Raw genomic sequence first — 24,986 nt, forward strand, 5'->3', positions numbered from 1 at the left:
CCACTACCCATTCGATCGCATTGATACCCATGGTAAACTAAGCCGCTAGGTTTCACTGAGTCCCCCCTCTCAAAATCCTTGTATTCTAATTTTCAGAAAAAATACCGACGCATACGCAATGAATTACTCGCCGGAGGGGTGGGACTCGCCGGAGTTTTGTTAATTGGGACGTTGTGGTACTGGTTGGTGGAAGGTTGGAAGCTGTCGGATGCGGCGTACATGACGGCGATTACCCTCTCGACGGTCGGCTATATGGAAGTCCACCCCCTCGGCGAACGGGGTCGCTTGTTTACGGTGTCGCTGATTGCGATGGGTCTGGTCAGTATCGGTTACATCGTCAACCGCTTTACAGAAGCCCTGATTCAGGGATACTTTCAAGATGGACTGCGTTTGAGACAGCAACAACGCTTGTTAGACACTCTCTCCAATCATTACATCCTTTGTGGTTTCGGTCGCACCGGGCGTCAGATCGCCTATGAGTTCAGTGCGGAAAATATTCCGTTTGTGGTGATCGATACCGATACGGAACAGATTCAAATCGCCCAAGACCTCGGCTATATCACGATTCAGGCGGATGCTACTTTAGATGCAACGTTGATGAAGGTCGGGATCGATCGCGCCGTGTGTTTGGTGACGGCGATGCCTTCGGATGCGGAAAATCTCTATACGGTGATTTCGGCGAAAACACTCAATCCGAAAATTCGGTCGATCGCCCGCGCCAACAGCGAGGAAGCGGTGCAAAAACTTCAGCGTGGCGGCGCCGATGCGGTCATTTCTCCTTACATTACCGGAGGTCGGCGGATGGCGGCGGCGGCGTTGCGACCCCAGGTGATGGATTTTGTCGATGGGATCATTACCGGGGCCGATCGCGCGTTCTATCTCGAAGAGTTTCGCATCGAACCCGGCGCCTGTCCCTGTGAAGGTCAAACTCTCGCCGATACGCGCCTGCGATCGCGATCGGGGGCGTTGGTTCTCGCGATTCGCCGCAGCGATGGCAACCTGATCGGCGGTCCGACGGCAGACACGATGGTCTTACCCGGCGATACGCTCATTTGTATGGGGACGGCCCAGCAGCTTCGCCGCCTCAACCAAATTCTCAGCCCTCTAAAGGCGAAAACGCCGCGCCTCCCGCGCAAGTTTCCACCCCAACCGTGAGGCGATCGCCTGTCACGGTCTTTTTCAGGACAGTTTCAACGCACTGACCGGAACTTCATCCCAGGAACTCACCGTTCTCATCCGGGCAATCCAGCCCGTTTGTTTCTGTTCGTCGCTGAGGTTTTCTAAAAACTCTTGATGGCATTTTTGGGCTTGCTGTTCGTCGGAACAAGCGATGCAAGCGTAAATCATCCCCGACGGATCGACTTGCTCGTTTACCCAGATGGTCATCCTAAAATCTCCTTAGTTTTGAGGTTTTATTTATGTATTTTATACATTAATTGATGGCAATGAATCAAGGGAAAAACACGATCTTTAACAAAACAAACTCGATGGTATCGATCGAAACAATTTAACTTTTATCTTCTCAAATAAGGTCTCAACTAAGAGCGATCGCCTCCCTAGCGGACGATCGCAAACTCCCAAAAAATTTTCCCATAAGTGGCCAATCTCCTCACTCAAACCCCCGCTCGATCGAAACTTGCTCAATTTTCTACTAAGAGCGATCCCTAATCGGTCGATTCATCGATTGAAGCGATCGCAGACGGGCAAGTTCACCCGCCTGGATCGTCAATTTCGATCGGTTAAAGCTGTAGTTTAAGCATCGGGATTGTGCTCTTTTTGCTTGAGGGCTTGTTCGCGCAAAGCGATCGCGTCCGGGTCGTTGGGTCGCAGTTGTAAAACCGTATCGAAGGCAGCGATCGCGCGATCGTAGTTCTGAAGGCTCAGATAAATTAAGCCAACATTAATCCAGGCGCGATCGTTTTGCGGTTGCAACTGCGCCACTTGTTCAAAAGAGGCGATCGCCTCTTGCGGTTTCTGTTGCTGCATCAACACCAAGCCCCGATTAAACCAAGCTTCCACATAATTCGATTGGAATTGAATCGCTCGATCGTAACAGGTCGTGGCTTCCTCGTACCGTTCCAATTGCATTAACGCATTGCCCCGTCCGGTCCAGCCTTCGGCAAAATCGGGCTTAATTTGAATCGCTTTTTCGTAACAGGCGATCGCCTCTTCATGGCGGTGTAGTTTCGACAGTTCGATCCCCCGATGTTGCCACGCTTGGATAAAATCTCCCTTGAGTTCGATCGCCTTTTTATAAGATTCGATCGCCTCGATCGGTCGAATGAGCATCGATAAAGTAAAGCCGTGATTGAACCACAAACTGGGATTGTCTGCGGCAAAAGCCGTAGCGCGATCGAAGGCTTCCAACGCTTCCGGATACTGTTGCGCGTAAAAATGCACCCCACCGAGATTAATCCACGCCGCCCCAAAATCCGGCTTGATTTCGATCGCTTTACGATACGACGCGATCGCCCCTTCCCAATCTTGTTGGCTGACTTGTTCGTTCCCTTTTTGGAAATACTCGTCTGGACTCAAAGACACTTGAGAGTCCGAAACTTCATGTTCGGAAACTTCATGTTCGGAAACTTCATATTCCGAGATCCCCGATTCTGACACCGGAGGTTCCGAACTTTCCTGTTGCGAACCTTCTCCCGCTTCCGTCGCCGAAGGGGTTGCCGACGTTGCAGGCGGCGGCGGGGGTGGCGCTACGGGTGGAGGGGGTGGCGTCTGTACCCCCATCTGCCGTTCGAGTAACTGGCTGCCAATACTAATCGCAACTTTGCTGAATTCGCCGATTTGCATCTGACCCAAACGGGTTAAAACGACGGCCAGTTCTCGACTTGACGAGTTTTGCGCCAACAGGCGATCGCCGTACCCTCTCAGCCACTCGGCCCAGAGGCGATCGTCCCCCCGAGACCCGAGCACCTCGAAAAATTGAACGACGCGCGATCGATCCCATCCCGTCATCATTCCTTCGCGAATCTGTCGAAACAGTAATTCGTAATCTTCTGCTTCCAAAGGTGGGGGCGGACTCGCAGGCGTTGCTGTCGTTTCCTCTGGTTGTCGGCGAGGGGGCTGACTGTTCCCACTCCCCAACCACTTTTGCCAAATCCCCTTGACCATGAATTCACCCTCTGGCACTATTCCTTCAATCATTTTAGGAGGTGGCTCGGTTCTGTGCGCGTCTGGCTTTCCCGGCGCGATCGGGCTTCGCACTCACTGCGCGATCGCCCTCCCTCGGGTTTAAAAGACTTTCAGCACTCGCGCCGCCGCAATCAACTCCGGAACTACCCGGGCGGGCCAAAACCCCTCACCCCGTCGCCCTTCATTGAGAATAAAGCGCAAGCTGTAAGCCTCCGGATAGCCTTCAACCTCCATCCACAATAAATCGCTTTGCGCTTCACAAGCGATCCGTTCTTCCTCCATCAACTCCTCAGCCATTTGCGCCATCGTGGTCGCCAACTGATTGAGCAGCCGACAAAAATCGTCTAACTCACTTTCACTCAATTCGATCGCCCAATCGTCACTTCCCACTAAACCTCGATGGATTTCCGCTTGTGGATTCCACCCCAAGCGCCAGCCTTCGCCACTTTTGAGAATTTTCTCCATCGACCCTTTCCTATTTTTTCGGATCCAGCGTACCGTGACCCGAACCCGATCCCCCCTGCTCGATCGCCGAGAGCCAGCACGGGTAAGGCTTTGAGACCAATTGTTTTTTATTTCTTGACTTATTCGTAAAACAACTATATAGTTATGTTTGAGTAGAGTTAGAGAGTCCGCACCCATCGATCGCTGGGCGAGGCGCGATCGCCACGTCCACTCGAATCGACCGCAAGGACAATCCGAGTGGAAAGCCCAGTCTGCAATGACGTTCTGGTTGTATACCCCCTTCCAGAACGTCAAACTCCTAACTGATTTAGAACCTAGAGGTGAGCGATCGTGTGGCGTCAAATCAGACAACTACTATCGGTTTTTCTCATAGTCGATGTCTTACTGGTTGTTTTTGCTGTTGGATTCGGACTGTTTCATTCCCCCTCGGCTACCCCCCCACCCAATGATATTTGGGTGAGTCCGCATCCTCACAAACAACTTGATTTGATGCCAATATCGCGATCGCTTCCCCCTTTTTCTCTCTAAAAAATTCCTCAAGCTTTTGCGATTTTAACTAAAAAGCGATCGGTCAAACCCCTTTGAACTGCAACAGCGATCGCCTCTAGAAATTGGGATTTTACAAAAATATTGAAAACCCAATCTCTAGATCGAATCGGCTACATTTAGCAAAAATTAGCCGGAGTCTCGTCAATTAAAACTAGGAGCATTATCGATGTCAGATTTGTTTTCTGCCCAATGGATGGAGCAATTTAAAGAAGCATGGAATGCCGATGAAGAACTCACCACTTCTCTCGCTAAAATCAATTTTAATTCTATTATTGGCTATGGGTTTAAAGATAGCGATCGCCCCACTGGCTTTATTGAAATTGTCAACGGAAAAGCAGTGAACGCCGGAAGCTACGACGGTCAAACCCTGAATTGGGATTTGCGCGCTTCCCGAGAAAGCTGGGAAAAATGGCTTTCCCAAGGATTAAATATGATGGGTCTGAGTATGGCCTACATGAAGCGCAATATCGTCTTTCCCGTAGGCGACTACGGCGCCATGATTAAAGATCCGCGCATGGCCGGACCATTTGTCAAAAGTTTTGCCGTGATGGGACGAGTTCCTGCTCACTCAAGTGTCAGCTAACTCCTCCCTCTAAAAAGAGCGATTCTACCTCTGAGTCCGAGCGAACAGGGGGGACAGTTGGCGCCTCTCTGTTCTTTTTTGAAAAGATTCTATTAATTGCAAAAATAAGCAAAAATACAGATTTACATACATAACTAATTAGATATATAGTTAAATCAGCAATCAAAAAGAAAGGTACATTCAATGCAACGCTTAACCCATTTATTTTCCCCCTCCTCCCTTTTGACCACCGTAGCGATTGGCTTAGGCAGTCTCGGCGCGATCGCCACCCCTGCGAGTGCGGTAGAACTGCCTGACGGCACGATCGCCTTTGAAGCCCCGCCGCGTTTTGTCTCACTCTCCGCCAATCATCCTTGTGCGAGCGTTCCGTCAAACTATTACTTCACCCTCGAAGTTCCCGAAAGTGCGGGAGAAGCGCTCAAACAAGTGACCATCACCCAACCGGAAGGAGCCGAAGCACTCGACTTTAACTTCGATGCTTCCGTAGCCTGTGAAGGCGGACGCGGGGGGAGAAAAATTGCCCTCGAACGAATGAATTCCGATCCCAATAACGATCGCTCTTGGACATTTTCCTTCGATCGCGCGATCGAACCCGGCGAAAAAGTCACCATTCGCCTGCACACCGATCGCAATCCCGAATTAGATGGTTTCTATCTCTTTGGCGTCACCGCTTTTCCCGAAGGCGAACAAGTTCGCGGTCAATTCTTAGGCTTGCACCAGTTATCCTTAGACGGTGGCAGCTAACACCAAACCGCACGATGAAGACCCCCCTAATCGAAGAAGAATTGGGGCAGATCTTGAGAGTGTCAGCTTCGTCAAAGCTATCCTAAATTTTCTCAACTTTACCCAGATTTCAGATTGATTTCAAACTCCAACCCTCATTGAACTTGCAAATAGGAGAATCTGCAACCAATGGCTCAAACCAAACAACGCAAGGCAACCCTGAAAACCCTGACCCCCTCTCAATTAAAATCCCGTAAACAGCAATTAGAAATTATCGACGTGCGCGGATTTTTAGAGTATCTCTTCGGTCACATTCCCGGCGCCAAACGGATGAGCCGCGATCGCATTCTCCAAGAACTCCCCAAAGATCGGGCGATCGTCGTCACTTGCATGTCCGGCGCCCGTAGCGCCGCCCTCGGTCACTGGCTCGTCGCCCAAGGCTATCAAAAAGTCTACAACTTGCAAGGTGGATGTATGGGCTGGCAACAATCCGGATATGGCCTCAAGCAAGGCAGAAGTGAAGCTTAGAAAGAGGCAAAAGGCCAGAGGAAGGGGAGTAGGGAGTAGGCAAAAAGTAAAAGGGAAGAGGGTCGCCCGTTCTAATTCCCCCTTCCCTCCATCTAAAATCTAAACTCTCAACTCTAAATTCCCTCAAATTTCTCCCTCTCTAACAGCCAAAAACCTCTTGTTTCTGCTTTTCGAGACAAGGGGTTTTCCTCATCAATGACTCATTGAAATCAAGACAAAATTAACCGTTCTCAAAACAGATGATGACCTCTTTACCCACGCTTCAAATAGGCCGACATACCGCCCGCTACCCGATCGTACAAGGCGGTATGGGGATTAGAATTTCGGGAGCCAAACTCGCGGCAGCCGTCGCGAATGCCGGAGGAATTGGGATTGTTTCTGCAGTCGGATTGGGACTGAACTCGCCCTACTACGATCGCCAACAGAAAAAAGGGAATTTTTTTGAAGCCAATCGGTTAGCATTAATCGACGAATTAAACCAAGCCCGCGCCCTCAGTCCGGACGGCATTCTCGGGATTAACGCGATGGTCGTCGCCCGAGATTACGAAACGTTAGTGAGAACGGCGGCGGAACGCGGCGTCAATTTAATTATCTCAGGTGCGGGATTACCCATTCACCTGCCGAAATATACAAAAGACCATCCCGACGTTGCCCTCGTACCGATCGTCTCCTCCACTCGGGCGGCGAAAGTTATCTGTCGCAAGTGGGAACGGCTTTACGATCGCCTCCCGGATGCCTTCGTCGTCGAAAATCCCAATACCGCAGGCGGTCACTTAGGCGCGAAATACGAAGAACTCGACGATCCCGCCCTCGACGCCGATCGCGTCATCCCCGAGTTAATCGAATTTCTCAACAGCGAATACGATCGCCCCATTCCCGTCATCGCGGCGGGAGGAATCTGGGATCGCGGCGACATCGATCGCGCGATCGCACTAGGTGCGGCGGGGGTGCAAATCGGCACGCGCTTTATCACCACCGACGAATGCGATGCCGACGTACGCTATAAAGAATTCCACTGTCGGGCCCGTCCGGAAGACGTGGTGATCGTTCCCTCTCCCGTCGGGTTACCCGGACGGGCCTTAAAAAACCCCTTCGTCGAAAAAGCGATCGCCAATTCCGACGAATTAGAGACAAAATGTCTGGCGAACTGCTTGCAAGTGTGCGCCTGTCGCGATCGGCGCCAGACCTATTGTATCGTGCAGGCCCTCGATCGCGCCGCGCGCGGCGACGTCGAAAATGGCTTGATCTTCGCCGGAAGTAACGCCGGACGCGCTCGAAAAATCGTCCCCGTCGCCGACGTGATGGCGCAATTAGTCGCCAGTTAGGCGATCGCTCGAAAAAGCGATCGGCCCATCAAAAGACAATCTAGGGGCGAACCAGAAAAATTGTTCGCCCCTAGATTAGATTGATATATTGATTTCGTTGAATTTATTTGGTTTTTTCCGACGGTTCGGGAAACAGTTGACAGGCGCGTTCGGTCGGTTGGTTGACCATTTGCAGGCGCGAAGTGATAAAACGGTCCATCCAGGTTTCTAAATACTGGCGATTGGCTTCGCGTTCTTCCGGGTTAGTCGTCGTCAGGGGATGGGGGGCCAACCCTTTAATTGCGGCAGTGGTCACGCAGAACATCGATTTTTGGAAACTCTGACAGATTTGCACCCGGATGTCATCTTCCCCCCGGCAGTTAGTCCGGTAAACTTCGTGCAGATAATCCGGCAAATAGTGGCGCATATCTTGCATCAACAACGTCGGCGGAATGCCCGCGCCCCCGGTCGGCAAGGGATCGGCATACAAGGCGCCATAAGCGAAATCCCTTTGAAAATAGGGGATTTGATGGGCTTGGGCATTATAAGAAATCGTCCCCGGGAAAGGGGTACCCCGGAAGAAAATCGTATCGACATAAGGGACGGCGGTATCCATTAAGAAGGTCAACCCGGCAGATTTGGGAAGGATGTCGTAAGTGCGATCGCCGATCTTGACGGCATAGGTAATCGGCTTGCTGGCGGCGGCGACCAAACCATCGAGGATATATTGGACGACTTCGGGAATCGATTGAATCTCTCCGGCATCGTAGCGGTCGGAGAGGGTGAGAAAAATATCGCTCATCACCCGCCAGAATTGACCGAGTGCGCTATAGTAGCACGACTGCCGCACGTACTCCGGCAAGAAATCGGGGAAAATGGCGTGAATGGCTGAGATGGCGGGATTGAATTTGAATTTAGCGCGAATGGCTTTTTCGGCTAACTGTTTGAATTGCTCGGTATCGAGATAGTCGTCGAGACCGCCGCCGCCGTGCCACATCATCACTTTCATGACATATTCGGCGTATTCGTAGTTGATGCGATCGTGCCACCAGTGGCGGAGCAACTTGGCGGGGTTAATGTCGCCGTTGAAGTATTTAAAAAAGGGAAAGAAGACTAAAAATTGATGGTCGGCGATATAAATTAAGTTGTTGGAATAGGCATCGAGGACGACGCCATAACTTTTTAAAATGCCGACGACTTCGACGAGGTTTTCCGGGCTGTCCGGGAGTAAGTCGCCGCCTGCTTCCAGGCGTTCGATATAAGCGGCTAGGGGATGATTGGATGGTTTAAATGCGGTACGGGTCATCGGAATTTCACCCTAAATTTAGTAAATGTTGCGAATCGCTGTGAATTGGTATGAATAAGTGGGGAATCAGGGGAAAGGGGTCGGTTAAGCGCGGAGTTTTTGATAAATTTTGTCTATTTTGACCTTACCATGCAGCTCTCCAGCCAAAGTGAGGGGGAGCGGGCGATCGCGCCAAAACTCTACGGTCAATAGGGGTAAAGTTTTGGCGATCGCCCTTACGGTTCTACGGCCCGAGAAGGATCCGGGGAGAGGATCGAAACGGAAAAGGTAGAGGGGGAGCGGGTCAGGGCAGTGGTTTGATTTTCCGTCAAATCCACCAAGGGACTCGGGAGTAAACCGAGAATGACGATAAACACTGCCAGAACGATCGCCGGAATGCGATCGTCCCACTGAACCGGGGGCAAATTGACCACCACGTCAGACAAGCGACCGAAAAAGGCTCGGTTAATTAACAGCAAGAAATAGACGGCGGTCAATCCCGTACCGACCATCGAGAGCAAAGTTTGCACGGGAAACTCAGTGAAACTGCCGCGAAAGACCAAAAATTCGGCGATAAATCCGGCCATGCCCGGAATTCCCGCACTCGCCATCACCCCGAGAACCATCAAACTGCCGATTACGGGTAAACCGCGTTCGGGGTTGAGCAATCCGGTCAAGACACTGAGATCGCGGGTTCCGGCTTTGCGGTAAATAATGCCGACGAGTAAGAACAGCAAGGCGGAGATCAAGCCGTGGGCGATCATTTGGAACACGGCAGCGAGCAAGCTAATGGGGGTGGCGGCGGCGACGGCGAGTAGGATGTAGCCCATGTGGGCGATCGAACTGTAGGCGACCATTTTTTTCATATCGGTTTGGGCGATCGCGCTTAAGGCCCCGTAGAGGACGCTAACCACGGCCCAACTCGCCAACCCGGGGGCTAAATAATGCCACGCTTCGGGAAACAAGCCGTAACCGAAACGTAATAAGCCGTAAGTCCCCAATTTGAGCAGGACTCCCGCCAGCAGGACCGAAATCGGGGTCGAGGCTTCGACGTGGGCGTCGGGTAACCAGGTATGGAAGGGAACCACGGGGATTTTGATGCAGAACCCGACGAGTAAGGCACCCAGTAGCACGAGTTGAGTCGTCAGGGGTAAATGGTTTCCGGCGAAGGCTTGGTAAGCAAAGCTACTCGATCCGCCCAACCAGACCAAGCCGAGGAAGGCGGCGAGAATTAAGATGCCGGAAAGGGCGGTATAGATTAAAAATTTGGTGGCGGCGTACCCGCGCCGTTTGCCTCCCCAGATGGCGATCAGTAGATAGAGGGGAATCAGTTCGATTTCGTAAAAGAGGAAGAACAGCAGCAGATCTTGGGCGAGAAAGGCCCCGTAAACTCCCGCCATCAGGAGTAAAACGAGGGCGTAGTACAGGCGGGGGCGGGTTATGGAGCGCGACGTGCTGTAGATGGCGATCGCGCTTAACAGGCCGTTTAACAGTACTAAGGGCAGGGAAATGCCATCCAAGCCGAGGCGGTAGCTCAATCCCAAGGAAGGGATCCAGGATACGGATCGTTCAAATTGCAATCCGAGTTGATTGAAGTCGAATTGAGTCGTGAGAAATACGGTCCACAGGAAGACGGCGATCGCCGTGGCTAAGGCCAACTGGCGAAAGCGGTTGGAGGTAGGTTTTTCGGGTAAAAGCGCGATCGCGATTGCCCCGAGAATGGGCAAAGCAATTAACAAACTGAGCATCGACGGTCAAACTCCTTATCCAAATCGATCGGCGGGAGAGGTTCGGCGGGTTGAGGATGGAGAAGATGGATCGGATTTATAACAACCAGCTCATCAGCAGTCCCAAAACGCTAATCCCGACGAGGATGGTCAGGACGTAGAGTTGGGAACGACCCGGAACGGTATATTTCAAGCCCTGACCGCTAAAAATCGTGGCAAAGCCGACTAAGTTGACCAGACCATCGACGAAATAGCGATCGATCCAAGCGGTGATTTTAGAAAACTGCTCGACGGCGAAGACCACGGTCAGCCGATAGAGGCGATCGATGTAAAAGTCGTAGGCTAATAGGTTCTGCACCGCAGGCCACGGCAACTGCACGGGTTTCGGCCAACTCGGGGACATGTAAATCGCCCCGCCGACGACGCAGCCGACGACGCCGGACAGGACCAGTAAGGGAACCGAAAACAGTGCCGGGTCCGGTCCGGTTCGCGCCCACGGTCCGGTCCAACTGAGCAAGAATTGCCAATGTTGCAACATCACCGGAACGAGTAAGGTGGCAATGGTGAGGGAGACGAGGGGCAAGGCCATCGGCCAGCCGACCTCGGGGGCGCGGCGGGTTTTGGCTTGCCGTTCGCCCAAGAAGACGAGGGTAAAAACGCGGGTTAGGTTAAAGGCGGTTAAGCCATTGACGATGACTAAGACCGCGACTAACCACCACGGCACACTCCAGAAGCCGTTGACCCAGCGCCGCAAGACCCAGAACATGCCCAAGGGGAACAGGTCGATCGATCCGGCGACGCCGACGACGAAGGCGATCGTCGTGGCGGGCATCCGGGACCACAAACCGCCCATTTCGGTGATGTTTTGGTTGTTGGTGGTTAAGATGACCGATCCGGTGCTGATGAAGAGCAGGGCTTTGGCGAGGGCGTGGGTGAGGATGAGCAGCAAGGCGATATCGACGTGCTGCATTCCGATCGCGATGAAGACTAAGCCGAAATAGGCGCTGGTGGAGTGGGAAAGGGTGCGTTTGATATCGATTTGGGCGATCGCCACCAAAGACGCCCCGATCGCCGTCAGCGTCCCCAAGACGATCGCGGTAGTGGACGCTAAGGGAGAGAGGGCTAAAATCGGCTGCAATTTAATCAAGACGTAAGCGCCACAGGAGACCACCAGGGAATTTCGCAGCACCGATGCCGGGTTGGGCCCTTCCATGGCTTCGTCCAGCCACAGGTGTAAGGGAAATTGGGCGCATTTGCCGATCGGTCCGGCAATTAAGGCCAATCCCAGCAAGTTTGCAATCCAGGGAGACAGTTGCTGGGTCTCCGACCACGCCTCCAAGTCGGAGAAGCTCATGCTCCCGGACAGGGCCGAGAGACTGACGACCCCCATCAGCAGCAAGATATCGCCGACGCGCTTGGTGAGAAAGGCATCTCGGGCCGCCGTAACGACTAAGGGCTGGGCGTACCAAAAGCCGACGATGAGGTAGGTGGACAGGGTGAGCATTTCGAGCAAGGCGTAGCTGAGAAACAGGGAGTTACTAATCGCCAAGCCGCTCATCGCCCCTTCAAAAAAGCCCATCATCCCAAAGAAACGGGCTAATGCCCAATCTTTTTCCATGTAGCCGAGGGCGTAGAGTTGGGCGATTAAACTCAAGCCCGTCACCAGTTCCATTGCCCCGGTACTGACTTGGGAAATTTCAAAGATCAAAGATAAATCTAAATCGGCAACGGTAAGCCAGTGAAAGACTAACTGTTGTGGGGCTTGACCCCAGGTACTTCTAAATAGAAATAGGCCGTGGACGAAGGCGAGCAATGTGGTCAGGAGGTTAAAGTAGGTCGCGGGACGCGGCCCGGTCCGGCGCACGATACCCATAGACCACGGTAAGGTTAAGACGGCTCCGATCGATCCATATATAGGAATCCACCAACTCGTTTGGAGGAGAAATTCATTCATCGAAATTTTCCTGGTAATTATCTGCGGTTAAATATCATCGTTCCTTCCGCCTCAATCAGGAGGTAGATCGTTCTATTTCTCTCGAACAAACGGATAGAATTCGAGGAAAATCTACCCGCAAAAAGGTTTTGGTTAATTTTAGCTTAAGGGTTTTATTGCTAAAACCAATAACGGGAAGACTAGAAAAATGATAAATCGCTCGGGTCACTTTTTCTGAGATTTGACGATCGCCGAGAGCATCATTACCTAGGGGAACTCGGCGATCGCCCGTCCCGATTGCACGGCCCTTGAGGGACATTCCCCCGGGCGATCGATCCGATCCCCGGACCGATCTCGGCGGCGATCGCTCGCCGTCGCTTTTCCCCTCCCACCCGTCGTCCTACCGCTTCCCTGACGCCGCGATCGGCGAGGATCCCCGGGTCGGAGGTCGTCCCTCAAGTACGTCGATTTTATGAATAAATTATTAATTTTAATTAAGATATTAGTTTTGTTAATGACTTTAATTTGTCAACATGATATTTATTTATATTGTCAAGAGATACAAGCTTCACCTATTCTGGATAGAGGAACACTGAAAGCTTTTATAAAGCGAGAAAAACTGGGAATTCCCGTCAAAATTTTCTCGACAGCTTCATGCTATTAATTCGACTCATCCTAACAGGAGACAAAACAGATGCCAATCGCCGTGGGAATGATTGAAACCAAGGGGTTTCCCGCCGTCGTAGAAGCGGCAGATGCGATGGTCAAAGCCGCTCGCGTCACCTTAGTCGGATATGAGAAAATCGGGAGCGCCCGGGTCACCGTAATCGTGCGCGGCGACGTGTCGGAAGTACAAGCCTCCGTGGCTGCCGGAGTCGAAAACGTCAAGCGGGTCAACGGTGGAGAAGTTGTATCTACCCACATTATCGCCCGGCCTCACGAGAACCTCGAATACGTCCTGCCGATTCGGTACACCGAAGCTGTCGAGCAGTTCCGAACCTACTAGATCGAGTTCGATCTACTCATCGATTCCAAGCGATCGATATTTTGTTAAAAGTGGGCGATCTCACCATAAAATCTTGTTGAAACAATTCATTTGGGAGTCAGGAAAATGTCTATTGCCGTCGGCATGATCGAAACGATTGGATTTCCCGCCGTTGTGGAAGCGGCAGATGCGATGGTCAAAGCGGCCCGCGTCACCTTAGTCGGATACGAAAAAATTGGAAGCGGTCGCGTGACCGTAATCGTGCGCGGCGACGTGTCGGAAGTGCAAGCCTCCGTCGCGGCTGGCGTCGAAAACGTCAAACGGGTCAATGGGGGTCAAGTGGCGTCCACCCACATCATCGCCCGTCCCCACGAAAACCTCGAATACGTGCTGCCGATTCGATATACCGAATCCGTCGAACAATTCCGCAGTTACTAACCGTTAGAGGCGATCGCGCTCGAAGGGCGATCGCGATCGAATCAGCCAAACGCAAACCAACATTAAATTTGGGAGTTATTACGGATGTCAATCGCTGTTGGCATGATCGAAACCCTCGGGTTTCCCGCCGTCGTCGAAGCTGCCGATGCGATGGTGAAAGCCGCCCGCGTCACCTTGGTCGGCTATGAAAAAATTGGGAGCGCCCGCGTCACCGTGATCGTGCGCGGCGACGTCTCCGAAGTGCAAGCCTCCGTCGCTGCCGGAATCGAAAACGTCAACCGAGTCAACGGCGGACAAGTCGCGTCCACCCATATTATCGCGCGTCCCCACGAAAACCTCGAATACGTCCTACCGATTCGGTACACCGAAGCTGTCGAGCAGTTTCGCGAGAGTACCGCCGGAATTCGACCGATGAATCGACCGTAATCCATGCAACTGGCTAAAGTTCGCGGCACCGTCGTCAGCACGCAAAAAGAACCGAGTTTGCGAGGAGTCAAACTGCTCTTATTGCAACTGCTCGACGAAAACGGGCAACTGCTGCCCGACTACGAGGTCGCTGCCGACAGTGGCGTAGGAGCTGGGGTAGACGAATGGGTACTCGTCACCCGAGGGAGTGCCGCCCGCCAAGTCTTCGGATCGTCTCAAGAGCGTCCCGTCGATGCAACCGTCGTGGCGATCGTCGATACGGTGACCGTCGAAAATCAGACCCTATATAGCAAAAAAGACCAGTACCGTTAGTTGTCTCGGTCAGTTGTCATTTGTCATTTGTAATCGATCGCGACAAATGACAAATGACCCGTTTTCAGGAAGGAGGAAATCAAAGATTATGGTAGTCCGTAGCGTCGGCGTCGCCGCCCCCCCCACGCCCTGGTCGAAAAATTTAGCCGAACCGCAAATCGATACATCCGCATACGTTCATTCCTTTTCTAACATCATCGGGGATGTACGTATCGGACCGAACGTCCTCGTTGCACCGGGAACCTCGATTCGCGCCGATGAAGGCTTCCCCTTCAATATCGGTGCGGGAAGCAACATCCAAGATGGGGTCGTCATTCACGGCTTGGAAAAAGGCCGAGTCATCGGCGATGACGGCAAGGAATATTCCGTCTGGATCGGCAAAAATGCCTCGATCACCCACATGACCTTGATTCACGGTCCGGCTTACGTCGGCGATAACTGTTTTATCGGCTTCCGTTCCACCGTGTTCAACGCCCGAGTGGGAGAAGGCTGTATCGTCATGATGCACGCCCTGATTCAAGATGTGGAAATTCCCCCCGGAAAATACGTGCCTTCCGGCTCGGTGATTACCAACCAACAACAGGCCGATCGCCTCCCCGACGTGCAACAGGCCGATATTCAATTTAGTCGCCACGTCGTCGATATTAACGAAGCCTTGCGCTCGGGATATCAATGTGCGGAAAACGTGGCTTGTGTTACCAATATTCGCAACGAAATGAATACAGCAAGTAATTCTAACGGTTTTGGCGCTTCTTCCTCTAACTCGACCCTCTCCCCGGAAGTGGTGAATCAAGTGCGGCAACTGCTCGATAGCGGCTATCGCATCGGCACGGAACATGTAGACGAGCGCCGTTTCCGCACCGGATCGTGGAAGAGCTGCGCCCCCATCGACAGCAAGCAAGTCTCGCAAGTGGTCGGCGCCCTGGAAGCCTGTTTGGCGGAACATCGCGGCGAATACGTGCGCCTGATCGGCATCGATCCGAAAGCCAAACGCCGGGTTCTCGAAACCATCATCCAACGCCCCAACGGTCAAGCTACCTTTAGCAGCCAAAGCAGCAGCTACACCCCCTCCCGCCCCAGTTCCGCCAGTGCGGGTACTGCCGGATCGGCGAGTTTTGATGGGGAAGTGGTCGAACAAGTGCGCCAACTGATCCAGAGTGGCTATCGCATCGGTACGGAGCACGTAGACGAGCGCCGTTTCCGCACCGGATCGTGGAAGAGCTGCGCGCCCATCGACAGCAAGCAAGTTTCCGAAGTGATGGACGCCCTCGCCGCCTGCTTGGTGGAACATAGCGGCGAATACGTGCGCCTGATCGGCATCGACCCGAAAGCCAAACGCCGGGTGGTCGAAACGATTATCCAGCGTCCCGGAGATCCGGCGCCGAGTGCGGGCGCCCGTCCGGCGAGCGGCAGCAGTAGTGGCCGTTTCGGCGGGAGTTCTTCGGCGACGGCGACGGCGACGAGTACCAAGCTCGATCGCGAGGTGGTCGAACAAGTGCAACAGCTCCTCGCGGGGGGTTTCCGCATCGGCGCGGAACACGTGGACGAGCGCCGTTTCCGTACTGGGTCGTGGAAGAGTTGCGGTCAACTCGACGCCAGCAGCGCCGCCGGGGCGATCGCCGGACTGGAAAACTTCATGTCGCAATATAGCGGGGAATACGTGCGCCTGATCGGTATCGACCCGAAAGCCAAACGCCGGGTGGTCGAGACGATCGTTCAAAGACCGTAGATCTCCCTAGATCGCATCTCGTTGGCAATCCCTTTGCGTCGGCGGGGGGAGTCGGGGTGGCGTTGGCGCCAACCTCGCTCCGATTCCCCCGATCGCCCGCGCGATCGCGGCTTGCCCGACGGTCGTATGCACGATAATCGAATTTTGTCAAGACCCTTTGAGGTTTGATTTCCCATGTATTTGCCGCCCGTACGAGCCACTGACAACCAGATGGTGTACGTCAGTGGCGACGTAAAGCTTGACGAGAGTGCGGCGATCGCGCCTGGGGTGATTCTCCAAGCGAGTCCAAACAGTCAGTTGATCGTCAGTGCCGGGGTGTCGATCGGGATGGGGGCGATCGTCCAAGCCCATCAAGGTACCCTGACGATCGCCGAAGGGGCGACCCTCGGGGCCGGAGTATTGGCGATCGGAAGCGGAACGATCGGGGCGAATGCCTGCCTCGGCGCCGCCACCACGGTCCTCAATCCCGCGATCGCCCCCGGGCAAATCGTTCCCGCAGGTTCGATCCTCGGCGATCGCAGCCGTCAGTGGAGCGATATTACTCCCCCCGAACCCGCCCCGACCCCCGAACCCGCCCCGGCGCCCGAACCCGTGGCCGACGACGCCGCGAAAGAACCGGATCGAGCGGAGCAACCCAGCCCCGCCCCGCCATCGGCTTCCCCGACGGCAACGGAAACCGAAACGAACTTAGAAACGGAAACCCAATCGACCACCGAATCGACGGGGGACGATCGCCCCTCCACCTCGGACGCCTTGCGTTCCGGTCAGGAGCATATCAGTCGCTTCTTATTTACTCTGTTTCCCCATTCTCAACCCCCCAATCCCTCGGACGGATCCGCCTGAAATGACCGGGTGTTAGGGACGGCGATCGCGATCGCCGCCACGGACGCCCCCACGCCGAAGCACCCCCCTGCGGGCGGAACTCCACCCGTACCGCCGAGCGATCGCCCGCCCTTCCACCTACAATGAAAGCAGGGGAAAACCCCGCCCTTGCGAGCGATGGAGGTCAGACTATGGATCGAAAACAATCGGGAATTATTCCCCGCCAACAATTGAGAAGAACGGATAACCTCAGCGAAAGCGCGTTGGGACTGGTTTCGACCCAGAGTTTTCCCGCCATTGTCGGTTGTGCGGACATGATGCTCAAATCCGCCGGGGTCGTCTTAGTCGGTTACGAAAAAATAGGCGGCGGTCACTGCACGGCGATCGTGCGCGGTCGGATCGCCGACGTGCGCCTCGCCGTCGAAGCAGGAGCCGAAACGGCAGAAAAATTCGGACAGACCGTTTCTAAGCTGATTCTGCCCCGTCCCCTGCCCAATTTAGAAGTTATCTTTCCCATCGGTTCGCGCCTGTCCGACCTCGCCCAAGAACAAGGACAGTCGCGCTTGAGCAATCAGGCGATCGGATTGTTAGAAACCCGGGGCTTTCCGGCGATGGTCGGCGCGGCGGATGCGATGCTCAAATCTGCCAACGTCCAACTCGCCGCCTACGAAAAAATCGGGGACGGACTCTGTACGGCGATCGTGCGCGGCGCCGTCGCCGACGTGGTCGTCGCGGTGGAAGCGGGAATGTACGAAGCCGAACGGATTGGCGAATTCCACGCCGTGATGGTGATTCCGCGACCCCTCGACGACCTCGAAAAAACTCTCCCCGTCGCCAGTTGCTGGGTCGAAGAGCGCCAACCGCTCAAAATGCCCGTTTCCGTCAAAGAAAAAGAAAAAGATATGGTGGCTTTACCGGATTTACAGCAACTTCCGGCCTCCGAATCTCAAAAAGAAGTCGAACTCGTCGAATTGCCGGAGTTGGACTCCCTCGAACAGCGCAACGCCGAACCCCTCGATCGCGAGTAGGCGGTTACGGGGTCGGTTCTTGGATCGTTTCCCACAACCAGCGTGCAAAGGCATCGTCGCCCAAGCGCGATAGGGCTTCTGCTAAAATATCTTCCGACAAATCCGGCGTGTTGCGGGCTAAATCCACGGGGAGAGACAAAAACGCCAGATTGCGGATTAACTCGATCGCCTCTTCGCGCATTCGTCGGCGTTTCGTTTCTAGCAACATGACCGTGCGACGGATCGAACGTTCTCGACTGACTTCGACAACGAACACATCTTGTTCGGACAGATTATTCATCGGAGCGATCCTGTAAACTAACGATCTAAAAATCTGGAAAGTTCGAGTACAATCAGCCTGTCTAGTCCCATGAATCTAGCAAATTCTAGAAATTAATTTAAGCGGAAATCTCGATCGATGCAATAGATTTAATCGTATTTTAAAAAGCCAAAAATTAAATCAAGAAATGCTACAAAATATCAAGAATCGATCGAATCGTCCGCCGCGCGATCGCCCCGCTCTCGCGCGCGATCGCCACCAACCGCTATCCTGATGAAGGAACACTTCGCAAGTCAGGGGCGATGAAACCAAAACTGAAAGACATGGAAGCGTGGCGCCAAGCGGAATTATTGATGCAACCCACCCTACTGCGCGTTCTCGACAACATCCGCAAACAGATCGAACAATCCACCTGGGAAGGGACTTACGAAGAAGTCGAAACCCCCATTCCCGGCTATCAGCTTTGTTTGCACCAACAAGAACAACAAGTGCGCGTGCAAGTCTGGGAATTATGCTATCGGGTGTGCTTTTCTAATTATACAGAAACCCATACCCCCGCCGAAACCGTAGAAGTAGAAATCGATACGGGTTTACTCGACGAAAACGGCGAGGTGGACTGGACCCAATTGGAAGAAAAAACGGTCAAAGTCATCGACGATTTATTTGCAAACTTACCGAATGCATAAGATCGCCTTTCCGGCTTAAACGGTAGAATAAATAGGCTAAATCGGCTGAAATTGACGAAAACCTGTATACAAAAACCACGATGACCACCGATCTCGAAACTTTACAAAAAGCCGCCGGAGCCACCTTTGAGTCCGGGGACGGCGATCGCCCCGTCCCGGTCAGCTTCGGTAACGACGGCGAGGCGATCGCCGCCGCCCGCAACGGGGTCGCTTTGTGCGATCGCCGCCACTGGGGACGCTTGCAACTCTCCGGAGACGACAAACTGCGTTTTCTGCACAACCAAAGTACCAACGACTTTCAACGGTTGCAACCCGGTCAAGGATGCGAGACGGTGTTTGTCACCTCTACCGCTCGCACGATCGACCTCGTCAGCGCTTACGTTACCGAAACCGCCGTCTTGCTGCTGGTCTCGCCGAACCGCCGTCAAAAAATGCTGCAATGGCTCGATCGCTATATCTTCCCGGCGGATAAAGTCGAGTTAAGCGATCTCACCGAGACCACGGGAACCTTTAGTTTAATCGGACCGGAGGCCGATCGCCTCTTGAAACAATGGGACATTGCCGGACCGCAAACTGACGGGTCTCACGCGATCGTCGCCATCGACGGTACAGAAGTGCGCTTGTGTCGGGGGAGTGGCCTGGGACTGCCCGGATATACTCTAATTTGCGAGGGCGATCGCAGCGCCTCACTTTGGCAAAGCCTCACCGAAGCCGGGGCCGTACCCATGGGCGATCGCGCCTGGGAACGCCTCAGAGTCGAACAAGGGCGTCCGGCGAGCGATCGCGAACTCACCGACGACTATAATCCCCTCGAAGCCGGATTGTGGCAAACCATTTCATTTGAAAAAGGGTGCTACATCGGACAAGAAACCATCGCCCGTCTCAACACCTATAAAGGCGTCAAACAACAATTGTGGGGCGTCCGTTTAGATCGTCGTGTCGAACCCGAAACCCCGGTCACCGTCGGCGAAGACAAAGTCGGCAAACTCACCAGTTGTACCGTCGGCGATACCGGGGCCTTCGGCTTGGCGTACATCCGCACCAAAGCAGGCGGCGAAGGGTTAAGCGTTCGCGTCGGCGAAGCGGAAGGAGAAGTCGTCGAAATTCCCTTTGTAACCCGGGGTTATCCCACTCAAACCAGTGGCGACGCCGCCGAGTAGAACGGTGGGAGGGGTGAAATATTGTTCGCCCCTCCCTCGGGAGGTTCGATCGGTTTTCTCTTTCTTGTCTTCTTATTTCTTGTGCAATTCATCACTGATTTCGTGCAAATTCAAGACAAGCGCGGATATCTTCTTCAGTTAATTCGGGGAAGTCATCTCAAATTTCTGCATGAGACATCCCACTGGCAAGCCAGCCTAAAACATCGTATACTGTAATCCGCATTTTTCTGATACAGGGTTTGCCACCGCGTTTTCCCGGTTCTATAGTAATAATTTGTTGGTCGTTCATATTACAAGATCGGGTAGTTCTACGCTTATTGTAGCGGGGTTTTCTAGAATCAGATCGATGCCAAAGCTGTTGCTTTAATGGGCCAATTGTCAGAAGCAACCCGGTTTCTTTCCCCCTCGTATTCCTGGAACCCAACCCAACTCGCCCCCTATCCAATTGAGAAAGGCGATCGACTTACCATCGATCGGGAATGGGAGATTAGCGGCGGGCGAAGCGACTGCGGATGAGGCGGTAAAGGATAACGAAAACTATCCATATCAGACCAAACGGGAACGCAAAAATACCGAGAATCGCACATCCAATTAGATGAAATTTACCTCGTCGGGCAAATTTAGCAATGGTTTTCATCCAATTGGGAATCGGGTAAGCCTCAAGGGGTAAATCTAATTCTTGATAAATTAATTGTGCTTGCTGACTCGCCGCAAATCCTTCTTTAATTCTGCCGATTTTTTGGTACAAAGCACCTAAGTTTTGTAAAGAAGTGGCTTCCCCCCCTCTGTTGCCGATCGCCCGTTTAATTTCGAGGGATTGTTCGTGGAAGGCGATCGCCTCTCGGTACTGTCCCAGGGAATTGTAAGCATTGCGTGAACTACCGCTATTGAATCGGAGATTGCAATAGCGGCTTCCTACCCAACAGATTGCCCAATCGTAGATTTCTTGCGTCCTCTACGGTTCGGTCTTACATCCCGACAGTAGGCTTGGCCCCGCGTCCCGCAGGTCAAGAGTCGTAGCCCCTCTTCTCTGAGATTGATAGCTGCATTGAGATCGCGATCGTGACTCGTCCCACAGCTAGAACAAGTCCAATTTCTGACATCTAGTGGCAGGCTATCGATTTGATTCAAGCAAACGTTGCAGGTTTTAGAAGAGGGGAAGAATCTATCAACTTCAATATAGACTTTCCCTTCCTGTTCGGCTTTGTACTTCAGCATCGTCAAAAACATTCCCCAACCGACTTGGCCGATCGCCTTAGCCAGGTTCGGGTTTTTGAGCATGCCTTTGACATTGAGGTTTTCCACACAGATGACTTGGTTTTCGTCAACTATCCTACGCGATAGCTTGTGTAGGAAATCCTCCCGGCAACGTGCTACCTTGTTATGTACCTTAGCGACTTTCTTTCGTGCTTTATTTCGGTTGTTAGAGCCTTTCTGTTTTCTCGATAAGTCTTGCTGCTTGCGTTTCAGGTTACGCTCATGTTTAGCAATCCATCTTGGGTTGTTAAACTTAGACCCATCGGAAGTTACAGCAAAATGATTTAATCCAAGGTCTACACCGACCGCTTTTCCCTCAGTGGATGAGTCTGGATTGGGTTTCCCATCTTCAAAGAGAATGGAAGCAAAATACTGGTCGCAGCGATTTTTGGTAACTGTGACGGTTTTGAGTTTGCCTTCTATTGGTCGATGAACAACCGCTTTAATTTCCCCAACCTTCGGTAGCTTCAAGGCGTTTTCCAACACCTTGACATTTTGGGGATACTGGATGGATTGTTTGCCGTGTTTGGATTTGAATCGTGGATACCTGGCTCGTTTCTCGAAGAAGTTATTAAAAGCGGTTCCCAGGTTAATGCAAACCTGTTGAAGGCATTGTGAATATGTCAGCTTTAACCACTCATGCTCTTGTTTGAGGCTGGGAATCTTTTTCTTGATGTCGTAACTAGATAGTCCTTTTCCAGTCTCCTGGTAGGTTTGGTTCATCAAGTTCAGACCATAGTTCCACAGCCATCTGCAATTGCCGAAGGATTGCTCCAGCGATTGCTTCTGCTGCTCATTTGGGTATAATCTGACCTTGACAGCTTTAAGCATTAGGGTCAACTGAATTCACCATAAATACTCTACCATAAGTTACTGCCGCCATTCATCTCACGCTTCAATCATAGATTTGAAGCGGAGGATTCTTGCGGATTTGGCTAAAACTCACGGCATCGTCGGGTAAGGTGATTTTCGCACGCACACACAAGCCATCGCGCAACACGCTGCACCAATCGTCTACCGTTAAAACCGTTTGTTCGTAGAACTCCCGACCGGATTTAGCAAAGAGATTGTTAATTTGCTCTTCTTGCAACGGGTCTAACTCGCCAAACTCCCCGTCGCGATTGACTTGCGCAAACATCGTCCACTGTTGCGCCGCCGTGGTGGCGAGGTGTTTGAGCTCTTTCGCTGCTTGGGGATAACGCCCGGATTCGGCGACGGACTGAATCACCAACCCGACGGTCAACCCGGTGGCTTTGGTAATATCTTGATTGGCGAGAGTGTCTCCACTTTGGCGCAACTTGGCGGACAGTTGAGTGAGGTGATAGGCGATGACGTCGTTAGCGACGATACCGCCTGCAACCCCCGCCAGCATCGTACCCACTCCAGCAAGGGCCGGAATCGCCAAGGGACAGAGGCTGCCTCCCGCCAGGATAGCGGTGAAGGTCAACAAGCGGAGGTGACGTTGGCCGATAAAATCTATAGACATCGGTCTGGCGCTTGTCTGGTTGGGGAATAGAGGAACATCGGGTTCGTGCAGGTTCTCGGGAATGGAGGCAACTGGCAAAGGAGAAACCCAATTTTTCCTGTTTTCTAAGATAACCTATAGCATTTTCTAACTTCCAACAACTTCTAATACCATTTTTTAAAATAATGAGAGAGATCGAGTTTTAGAAAGATAGTATAGTTGTTTCTAACAACTTCTAATGGATTAAGGACACAGCATTGCCGTGTCCCTACAGGTGAGGCGATGCAAGTGAGGCGATCGCCACCCATGCGAGCAAAGCTACGTCTCGAAGCTTACTTACGGTCGAATCGGTTTCAATTCTTATTTTTTATTGTTTTTATTGTATTTTTTTTATTGTTTTTCAATGACTTTGTATTGTTTTAATTCTGTTTTATAGAATATTTTATATTACGCGATCGCCCTCAATAAATGTGAGATTTATAGAATAAACTGCTCTCATTCTCGAACCCGTTGGCTCGGCAAAAAGCGGCGATAAATTTGAGAGGGAACCCTCGGGCCGATCGCCCCTGCATTTCAGCGCGATCGCGTATAATTCATTGAGCTAGAAAGCGATGCCCGCTTGTCGAAGGTAGAGCGAGGCATCGGATTCTGTCAGGAGCATCGCCAGTACCGAACCCAGAACGGGCTGACAACATTGGTGAGTTCGGCTATCGACCGAGAGCGAAAAGGATTTGCATGGGCATACAGCAATATTTTCTGTTGATTTGGCAGCAATTGACCTCATTAAGGCGATATTCCGATCGCCTGGGCAAGCATTGGATCGGTTGCGCGATCGCGGCCTTGATTTTCGCGACCGTCATGGTCATTCCCTTGCCCGACTTTACACCAGAAGCGCGGCGATCGCTCGCCGTGTTCGGGGTCGCCGTCTTCATGTGGGGCACCAGCACCCTCCCCCTTCCCGTCACCGCCCTCCTGATTCTCCTCCTGCTACCCTTTAGCGGCGCCATTTCCCACGAAGACACCTACGCCTACTTTGGCAATCGGGCCGTCTTCTTCATCCTCGGCGCCTTCATCCTCTCCAGTCCGATCGTGCGATCGGGACTCAGTACCCGCATCGCCCTAGCCGTCGTCTCTCGATTCGGCAAAAAACAAACCACCTTACTCGGATCCATTCTACTGCTCGCCGCGATCATGTCTTGCGTGATTAGCGCCCACGCCGTCGCCGCGATGCTGTTTCCGATCGTCCTCGAAGTCGTGCGCGCTTCCGGCGCCAAACCCGGCGGACGCTTTGGCTTGGCCGCATTCCTAGCCCTCGCCTGGGGCGTCGTGATCGGCTCCAACACCACCTTACTCGGGGGCGCCCGAGGGCCGCTCGCTTTGGGAATCTTATTCAACACCACCGGAGATTCGATTAGTTTTCTCCAGTGGATCGTCTGGACGATTCCCCTCGTCCTGATCTTGCTCGGACTCGCTTATGGCTTGCTCCAACTCATGGCGCAAGGAGAAAAAGTCTCCCTCCCGAAAGCCCGCCGCTTTTTAGAAGCACGCAACAAGCAACTCGGACCGATCTCGCGACGAGAACTGTACACCGCCGGAATCACCCTACTGACGATCGTGCTGTGGGTCGTGGAAGGGGACAACTGGGGACTCGATAGCGTTGCCTTTATCGGCGTTTGCCTCGCCTTCATCGTCGGCGTGGCGCAATGGCGCGAAGTTGAAGAAGATGTCAACTGGGGGATTTTCGTCATGTACGGCAGTGCGATCGCCCTCAGTGCAGCCTTGACCGACACCGGAGCCGCATCCGCCCTCACCCAACTGATATTGGCTTCCGGTATAAATTCTCCTATTCTGGTGTTCGCTACCGTTGTTGTAATCGCTTTGGCAATGACTGAATTTATGAGCAATGCCGCCGCCGTCGCGGTCATTTTGCCCGTTGCCCTGGCCCTGACCCAGAAATACGGCATCGACCCCCGGGCCATGACCCTCGGCGTCGTCATTCCGGCGGGTTTGGGCTTCATGTTGCCCGTGAGTACCCCGGCGATCGCGATCGCGGTCAGCAGTGGCTACGTGCGCCCCCTATCCGTGCTGCGGTGGGGGATTTGGCTCGACGCGATCGGCTACGTCCTCTTCTTAGCCACCAGCAAACTCTATTGGCCCCTCGTCGGATTAAAGTGGTAG

Annotated in this window: 26 protein-coding genes and 2 pseudogenes; 15 read left to right on the forward strand and 13 right to left on the reverse strand. The window is 53.0% G+C overall.

Going from position 1 to position 24,986, the window contains the following annotated elements; genetic code table 11:
• The first annotated feature begins 78 nt into the window (after positions 1-78).
• The gene (locus JJD41_RS17970) at positions 79-1,155 is read left to right on the forward strand and encodes a potassium channel family protein (protein ID WP_200668878.1); all 1,077 of its coding nucleotides are present in this window, start codon (positions 79-81) and stop codon (positions 1,153-1,155) included.
• Positions 1,156-1,179: 24 nt separating this feature from the next.
• On the opposite strand, the gene JJD41_RS17975 is transcribed toward JJD41_RS17970, so the two are convergent.
• The 3 genes from JJD41_RS17975 to JJD41_RS17985 all read right to left on the reverse strand — a co-directional run bounded on the left by JJD41_RS17975 (position 1,180) and on the right by JJD41_RS17985 (position 3,609).
• Positions 1,180-1,386, reverse strand: coding sequence for a glycogen debranching protein (locus JJD41_RS17975; RefSeq protein ID WP_168568855.1), 207 nt, complete (start codon positions 1,384-1,386; stop codon positions 1,180-1,182).
• A 366-nt stretch (positions 1,387-1,752) separates the two neighbouring features.
• On the reverse strand, positions 1,753-3,123 hold the full coding sequence (locus JJD41_RS17980; RefSeq protein WP_200668879.1) for a tetratricopeptide repeat protein: 1,371 nt from the start codon (positions 3,121-3,123) through the stop codon (positions 1,753-1,755).
• Between the two features lie 120 nt (positions 3,124-3,243).
• A complete protein-coding gene (locus tag JJD41_RS17985; RefSeq protein ID WP_200668880.1) occupies positions 3,244-3,609 on the reverse strand; it encodes a DUF1818 family protein in 366 nt (121 codons plus the stop codon).
• A 715-nt stretch (positions 3,610-4,324) separates the two neighbouring features.
• On the opposite strand from JJD41_RS17985, the gene JJD41_RS17990 reads away from it, so the two are divergent.
• The 4 genes from JJD41_RS17990 (at position 4,325) to JJD41_RS18005 (ending at position 7,317) form a co-directional block, all read left to right on the forward strand.
• Positions 4,325-4,741 (forward strand): SCP-2 sterol transfer family protein, encoded by a 417-nt coding sequence (locus tag JJD41_RS17990; RefSeq protein ID WP_200668881.1) that lies wholly within the window; start codon positions 4,325-4,327, stop codon positions 4,739-4,741.
• Positions 4,742-4,924: 183 nt separating this feature from the next.
• Positions 4,925-5,485 carry a DUF2808 domain-containing protein gene (locus JJD41_RS17995; protein WP_200668882.1) on the forward strand — a complete coding sequence of 187 codons (561 nt, stop codon included), beginning with the start codon at positions 4,925-4,927 and terminating at the stop codon, positions 5,483-5,485.
• A gap of 168 nt (positions 5,486-5,653) precedes the next feature.
• On the forward strand, positions 5,654-5,992 hold the full coding sequence (locus JJD41_RS18000) for a rhodanese-like domain-containing protein (RefSeq protein WP_200668883.1): 339 nt from the start codon (positions 5,654-5,656) through the stop codon (positions 5,990-5,992).
• Positions 5,993-6,231: 239 nt separating this feature from the next.
• Positions 6,232-7,317 carry an NAD(P)H-dependent flavin oxidoreductase gene (locus JJD41_RS18005; protein ID WP_234488903.1) on the forward strand — a complete coding sequence of 362 codons (1,086 nt, stop codon included), beginning with the start codon at positions 6,232-6,234 and terminating at the stop codon, positions 7,315-7,317.
• Between the two features lie 103 nt (positions 7,318-7,420).
• On the opposite strand, the gene JJD41_RS18010 is transcribed toward JJD41_RS18005, so the two are convergent.
• The 4 genes from JJD41_RS18010 to JJD41_RS25430 form a co-directional block, all read right to left on the reverse strand.
• Positions 7,421-8,602 (reverse strand): CO2 hydration protein, encoded by a 1,182-nt coding sequence (locus JJD41_RS18010; protein ID WP_200668884.1) that lies wholly within the window; start codon positions 8,600-8,602, stop codon positions 7,421-7,423.
• A gap of 215 nt (positions 8,603-8,817) precedes the next feature.
• A complete protein-coding gene (locus tag JJD41_RS18015; protein ID WP_200668885.1) occupies positions 8,818-10,329 on the reverse strand; it encodes an NADH-quinone oxidoreductase subunit M in 1,512 nt (503 codons plus the stop codon).
• 76 nt (positions 10,330-10,405) lie between these two features.
• A complete protein-coding gene (locus JJD41_RS18020; RefSeq protein WP_200668886.1) occupies positions 10,406-12,262 on the reverse strand; it encodes an NAD(P)H-quinone oxidoreductase subunit F in 1,857 nt (618 codons plus the stop codon).
• A gap of 242 nt (positions 12,263-12,504) precedes the next feature.
• Positions 12,505-12,633: a hypothetical protein gene (locus tag JJD41_RS25430; protein ID WP_255547351.1), complete on the reverse strand. Its 129-nt coding sequence runs from the start codon at positions 12,631-12,633 to the stop codon at positions 12,505-12,507.
• A gap of 302 nt (positions 12,634-12,935) precedes the next feature.
• Between JJD41_RS25430 and JJD41_RS18025 the strand changes: the two genes are divergently transcribed.
• The 7 genes from JJD41_RS18025 (at position 12,936) to JJD41_RS18055 (ending at position 17,981) form a co-directional block, all read left to right on the forward strand.
• On the forward strand, positions 12,936-13,247 hold the full coding sequence (locus tag JJD41_RS18025; RefSeq protein ID WP_168568865.1) for a carbon dioxide-concentrating mechanism protein CcmK: 312 nt from the start codon (positions 12,936-12,938) through the stop codon (positions 13,245-13,247).
• Positions 13,248-13,352: 105 nt separating this feature from the next.
• Complete coding sequence (locus tag JJD41_RS18030; protein ID WP_168568866.1) at positions 13,353-13,664, forward strand: carbon dioxide-concentrating mechanism protein CcmK; 312 nt, start codon at positions 13,353-13,355, stop codon at positions 13,662-13,664.
• A gap of 84 nt (positions 13,665-13,748) precedes the next feature.
• Positions 13,749-14,090: a carbon dioxide-concentrating mechanism protein CcmK gene (locus tag JJD41_RS18035; protein ID WP_168568867.1), complete on the forward strand. Its 342-nt coding sequence runs from the start codon at positions 13,749-13,751 to the stop codon at positions 14,088-14,090.
• 3 nt (positions 14,091-14,093) lie between these two features.
• Positions 14,094-14,402 (forward strand): EutN/CcmL family microcompartment protein, encoded by a 309-nt coding sequence (locus JJD41_RS18040; RefSeq protein ID WP_168568868.1) that lies wholly within the window; start codon positions 14,094-14,096, stop codon positions 14,400-14,402.
• Positions 14,403-14,490: 88 nt separating this feature from the next.
• A complete protein-coding gene (locus JJD41_RS18045; protein ID WP_200668887.1) occupies positions 14,491-16,131 on the forward strand; it encodes a ribulose bisphosphate carboxylase small subunit in 1,641 nt (546 codons plus the stop codon).
• Positions 16,132-16,305: 174 nt separating this feature from the next.
• Complete coding sequence (locus JJD41_RS18050) at positions 16,306-16,974, forward strand: LbetaH domain-containing protein (protein ID WP_200668888.1); 669 nt, start codon at positions 16,306-16,308, stop codon at positions 16,972-16,974.
• Positions 16,975-17,144: 170 nt separating this feature from the next.
• Positions 17,145-17,981 (forward strand): BMC domain-containing protein, encoded by an 837-nt coding sequence (locus JJD41_RS18055; RefSeq protein ID WP_168568871.1) that lies wholly within the window; start codon positions 17,145-17,147, stop codon positions 17,979-17,981.
• Positions 17,982-17,985: 4 nt separating this feature from the next.
• Here the strand turns inward: JJD41_RS18055 and JJD41_RS18060 are convergent, their stop codons facing one another.
• Positions 17,986-18,261, reverse strand: coding sequence for a hypothetical protein (locus JJD41_RS18060; RefSeq protein WP_168568872.1), 276 nt, complete (start codon positions 18,259-18,261; stop codon positions 17,986-17,988).
• Positions 18,262-18,542: 281 nt separating this feature from the next.
• Here JJD41_RS18060 and JJD41_RS18065 point away from each other — a divergent pair, with 281 nt between their 5' ends.
• Both JJD41_RS18065 and ygfZ read left to right on the forward strand, forming a co-directional pair.
• Positions 18,543-18,926, forward strand: coding sequence for a hypothetical protein (locus JJD41_RS18065; RefSeq protein WP_200668889.1), 384 nt, complete (start codon positions 18,543-18,545; stop codon positions 18,924-18,926).
• An 80-nt stretch (positions 18,927-19,006) separates the two neighbouring features.
• Complete coding sequence (gene ygfZ / locus JJD41_RS18070) at positions 19,007-20,086, forward strand: CAF17-like 4Fe-4S cluster assembly/insertion protein YgfZ (RefSeq protein ID WP_200668890.1); 1,080 nt, start codon at positions 19,007-19,009, stop codon at positions 20,084-20,086.
• A gap of 91 nt (positions 20,087-20,177) precedes the next feature.
• Here ygfZ and JJD41_RS18075 read toward each other — a convergent pair.
• From JJD41_RS18075 to JJD41_RS18090, 5 genes and pseudogenes are all read right to left on the reverse strand, one after another.
• Positions 20,178-20,375 (reverse strand): annotated as a pseudogene (locus JJD41_RS18075) (DUF433 domain-containing protein).
• A gap of 198 nt (positions 20,376-20,573) precedes the next feature.
• A complete protein-coding gene (locus tag JJD41_RS24975; RefSeq protein WP_234488904.1) occupies positions 20,574-20,834 on the reverse strand; it encodes a hypothetical protein in 261 nt (86 codons plus the stop codon).
• A 9-nt stretch (positions 20,835-20,843) separates the two neighbouring features.
• A pseudogene (locus tag JJD41_RS25780) lies at positions 20,844-21,029 on the reverse strand (tetratricopeptide repeat protein); the annotation flags it as partial.
• On the reverse strand, positions 21,002-22,174 hold the full coding sequence (locus JJD41_RS18085; RefSeq protein WP_200664654.1) for an RNA-guided endonuclease InsQ/TnpB family protein: 1,173 nt from the start codon (positions 22,172-22,174) through the stop codon (positions 21,002-21,004). The pseudogene JJD41_RS25780 and the gene JJD41_RS18085, both read right to left, overlap by 28 nt.
• 64 nt (positions 22,175-22,238) lie before the next feature.
• The gene (locus JJD41_RS18090; RefSeq protein WP_234488905.1) at positions 22,239-22,907 is read right to left on the reverse strand and encodes a hypothetical protein; all 669 of its coding nucleotides are present in this window, start codon (positions 22,905-22,907) and stop codon (positions 22,239-22,241) included.
• A gap of 636 nt (positions 22,908-23,543) precedes the next feature.
• Between JJD41_RS18090 and JJD41_RS18095 the strand changes: the two genes are divergently transcribed.
• Positions 23,544-24,986 carry an SLC13 family permease gene (locus JJD41_RS18095; protein WP_200668893.1) on the forward strand — a complete coding sequence of 481 codons (1,443 nt, stop codon included), beginning with the start codon at positions 23,544-23,546 and terminating at the stop codon, positions 24,984-24,986.

This window comes from Oxynema mangrovii CENA135 (assembly GCF_016632315.1).
Lineage (GTDB): Bacteria > Cyanobacteriota > Cyanobacteriia > Cyanobacteriales > Laspinemataceae > Oxynema > Oxynema aestuarii.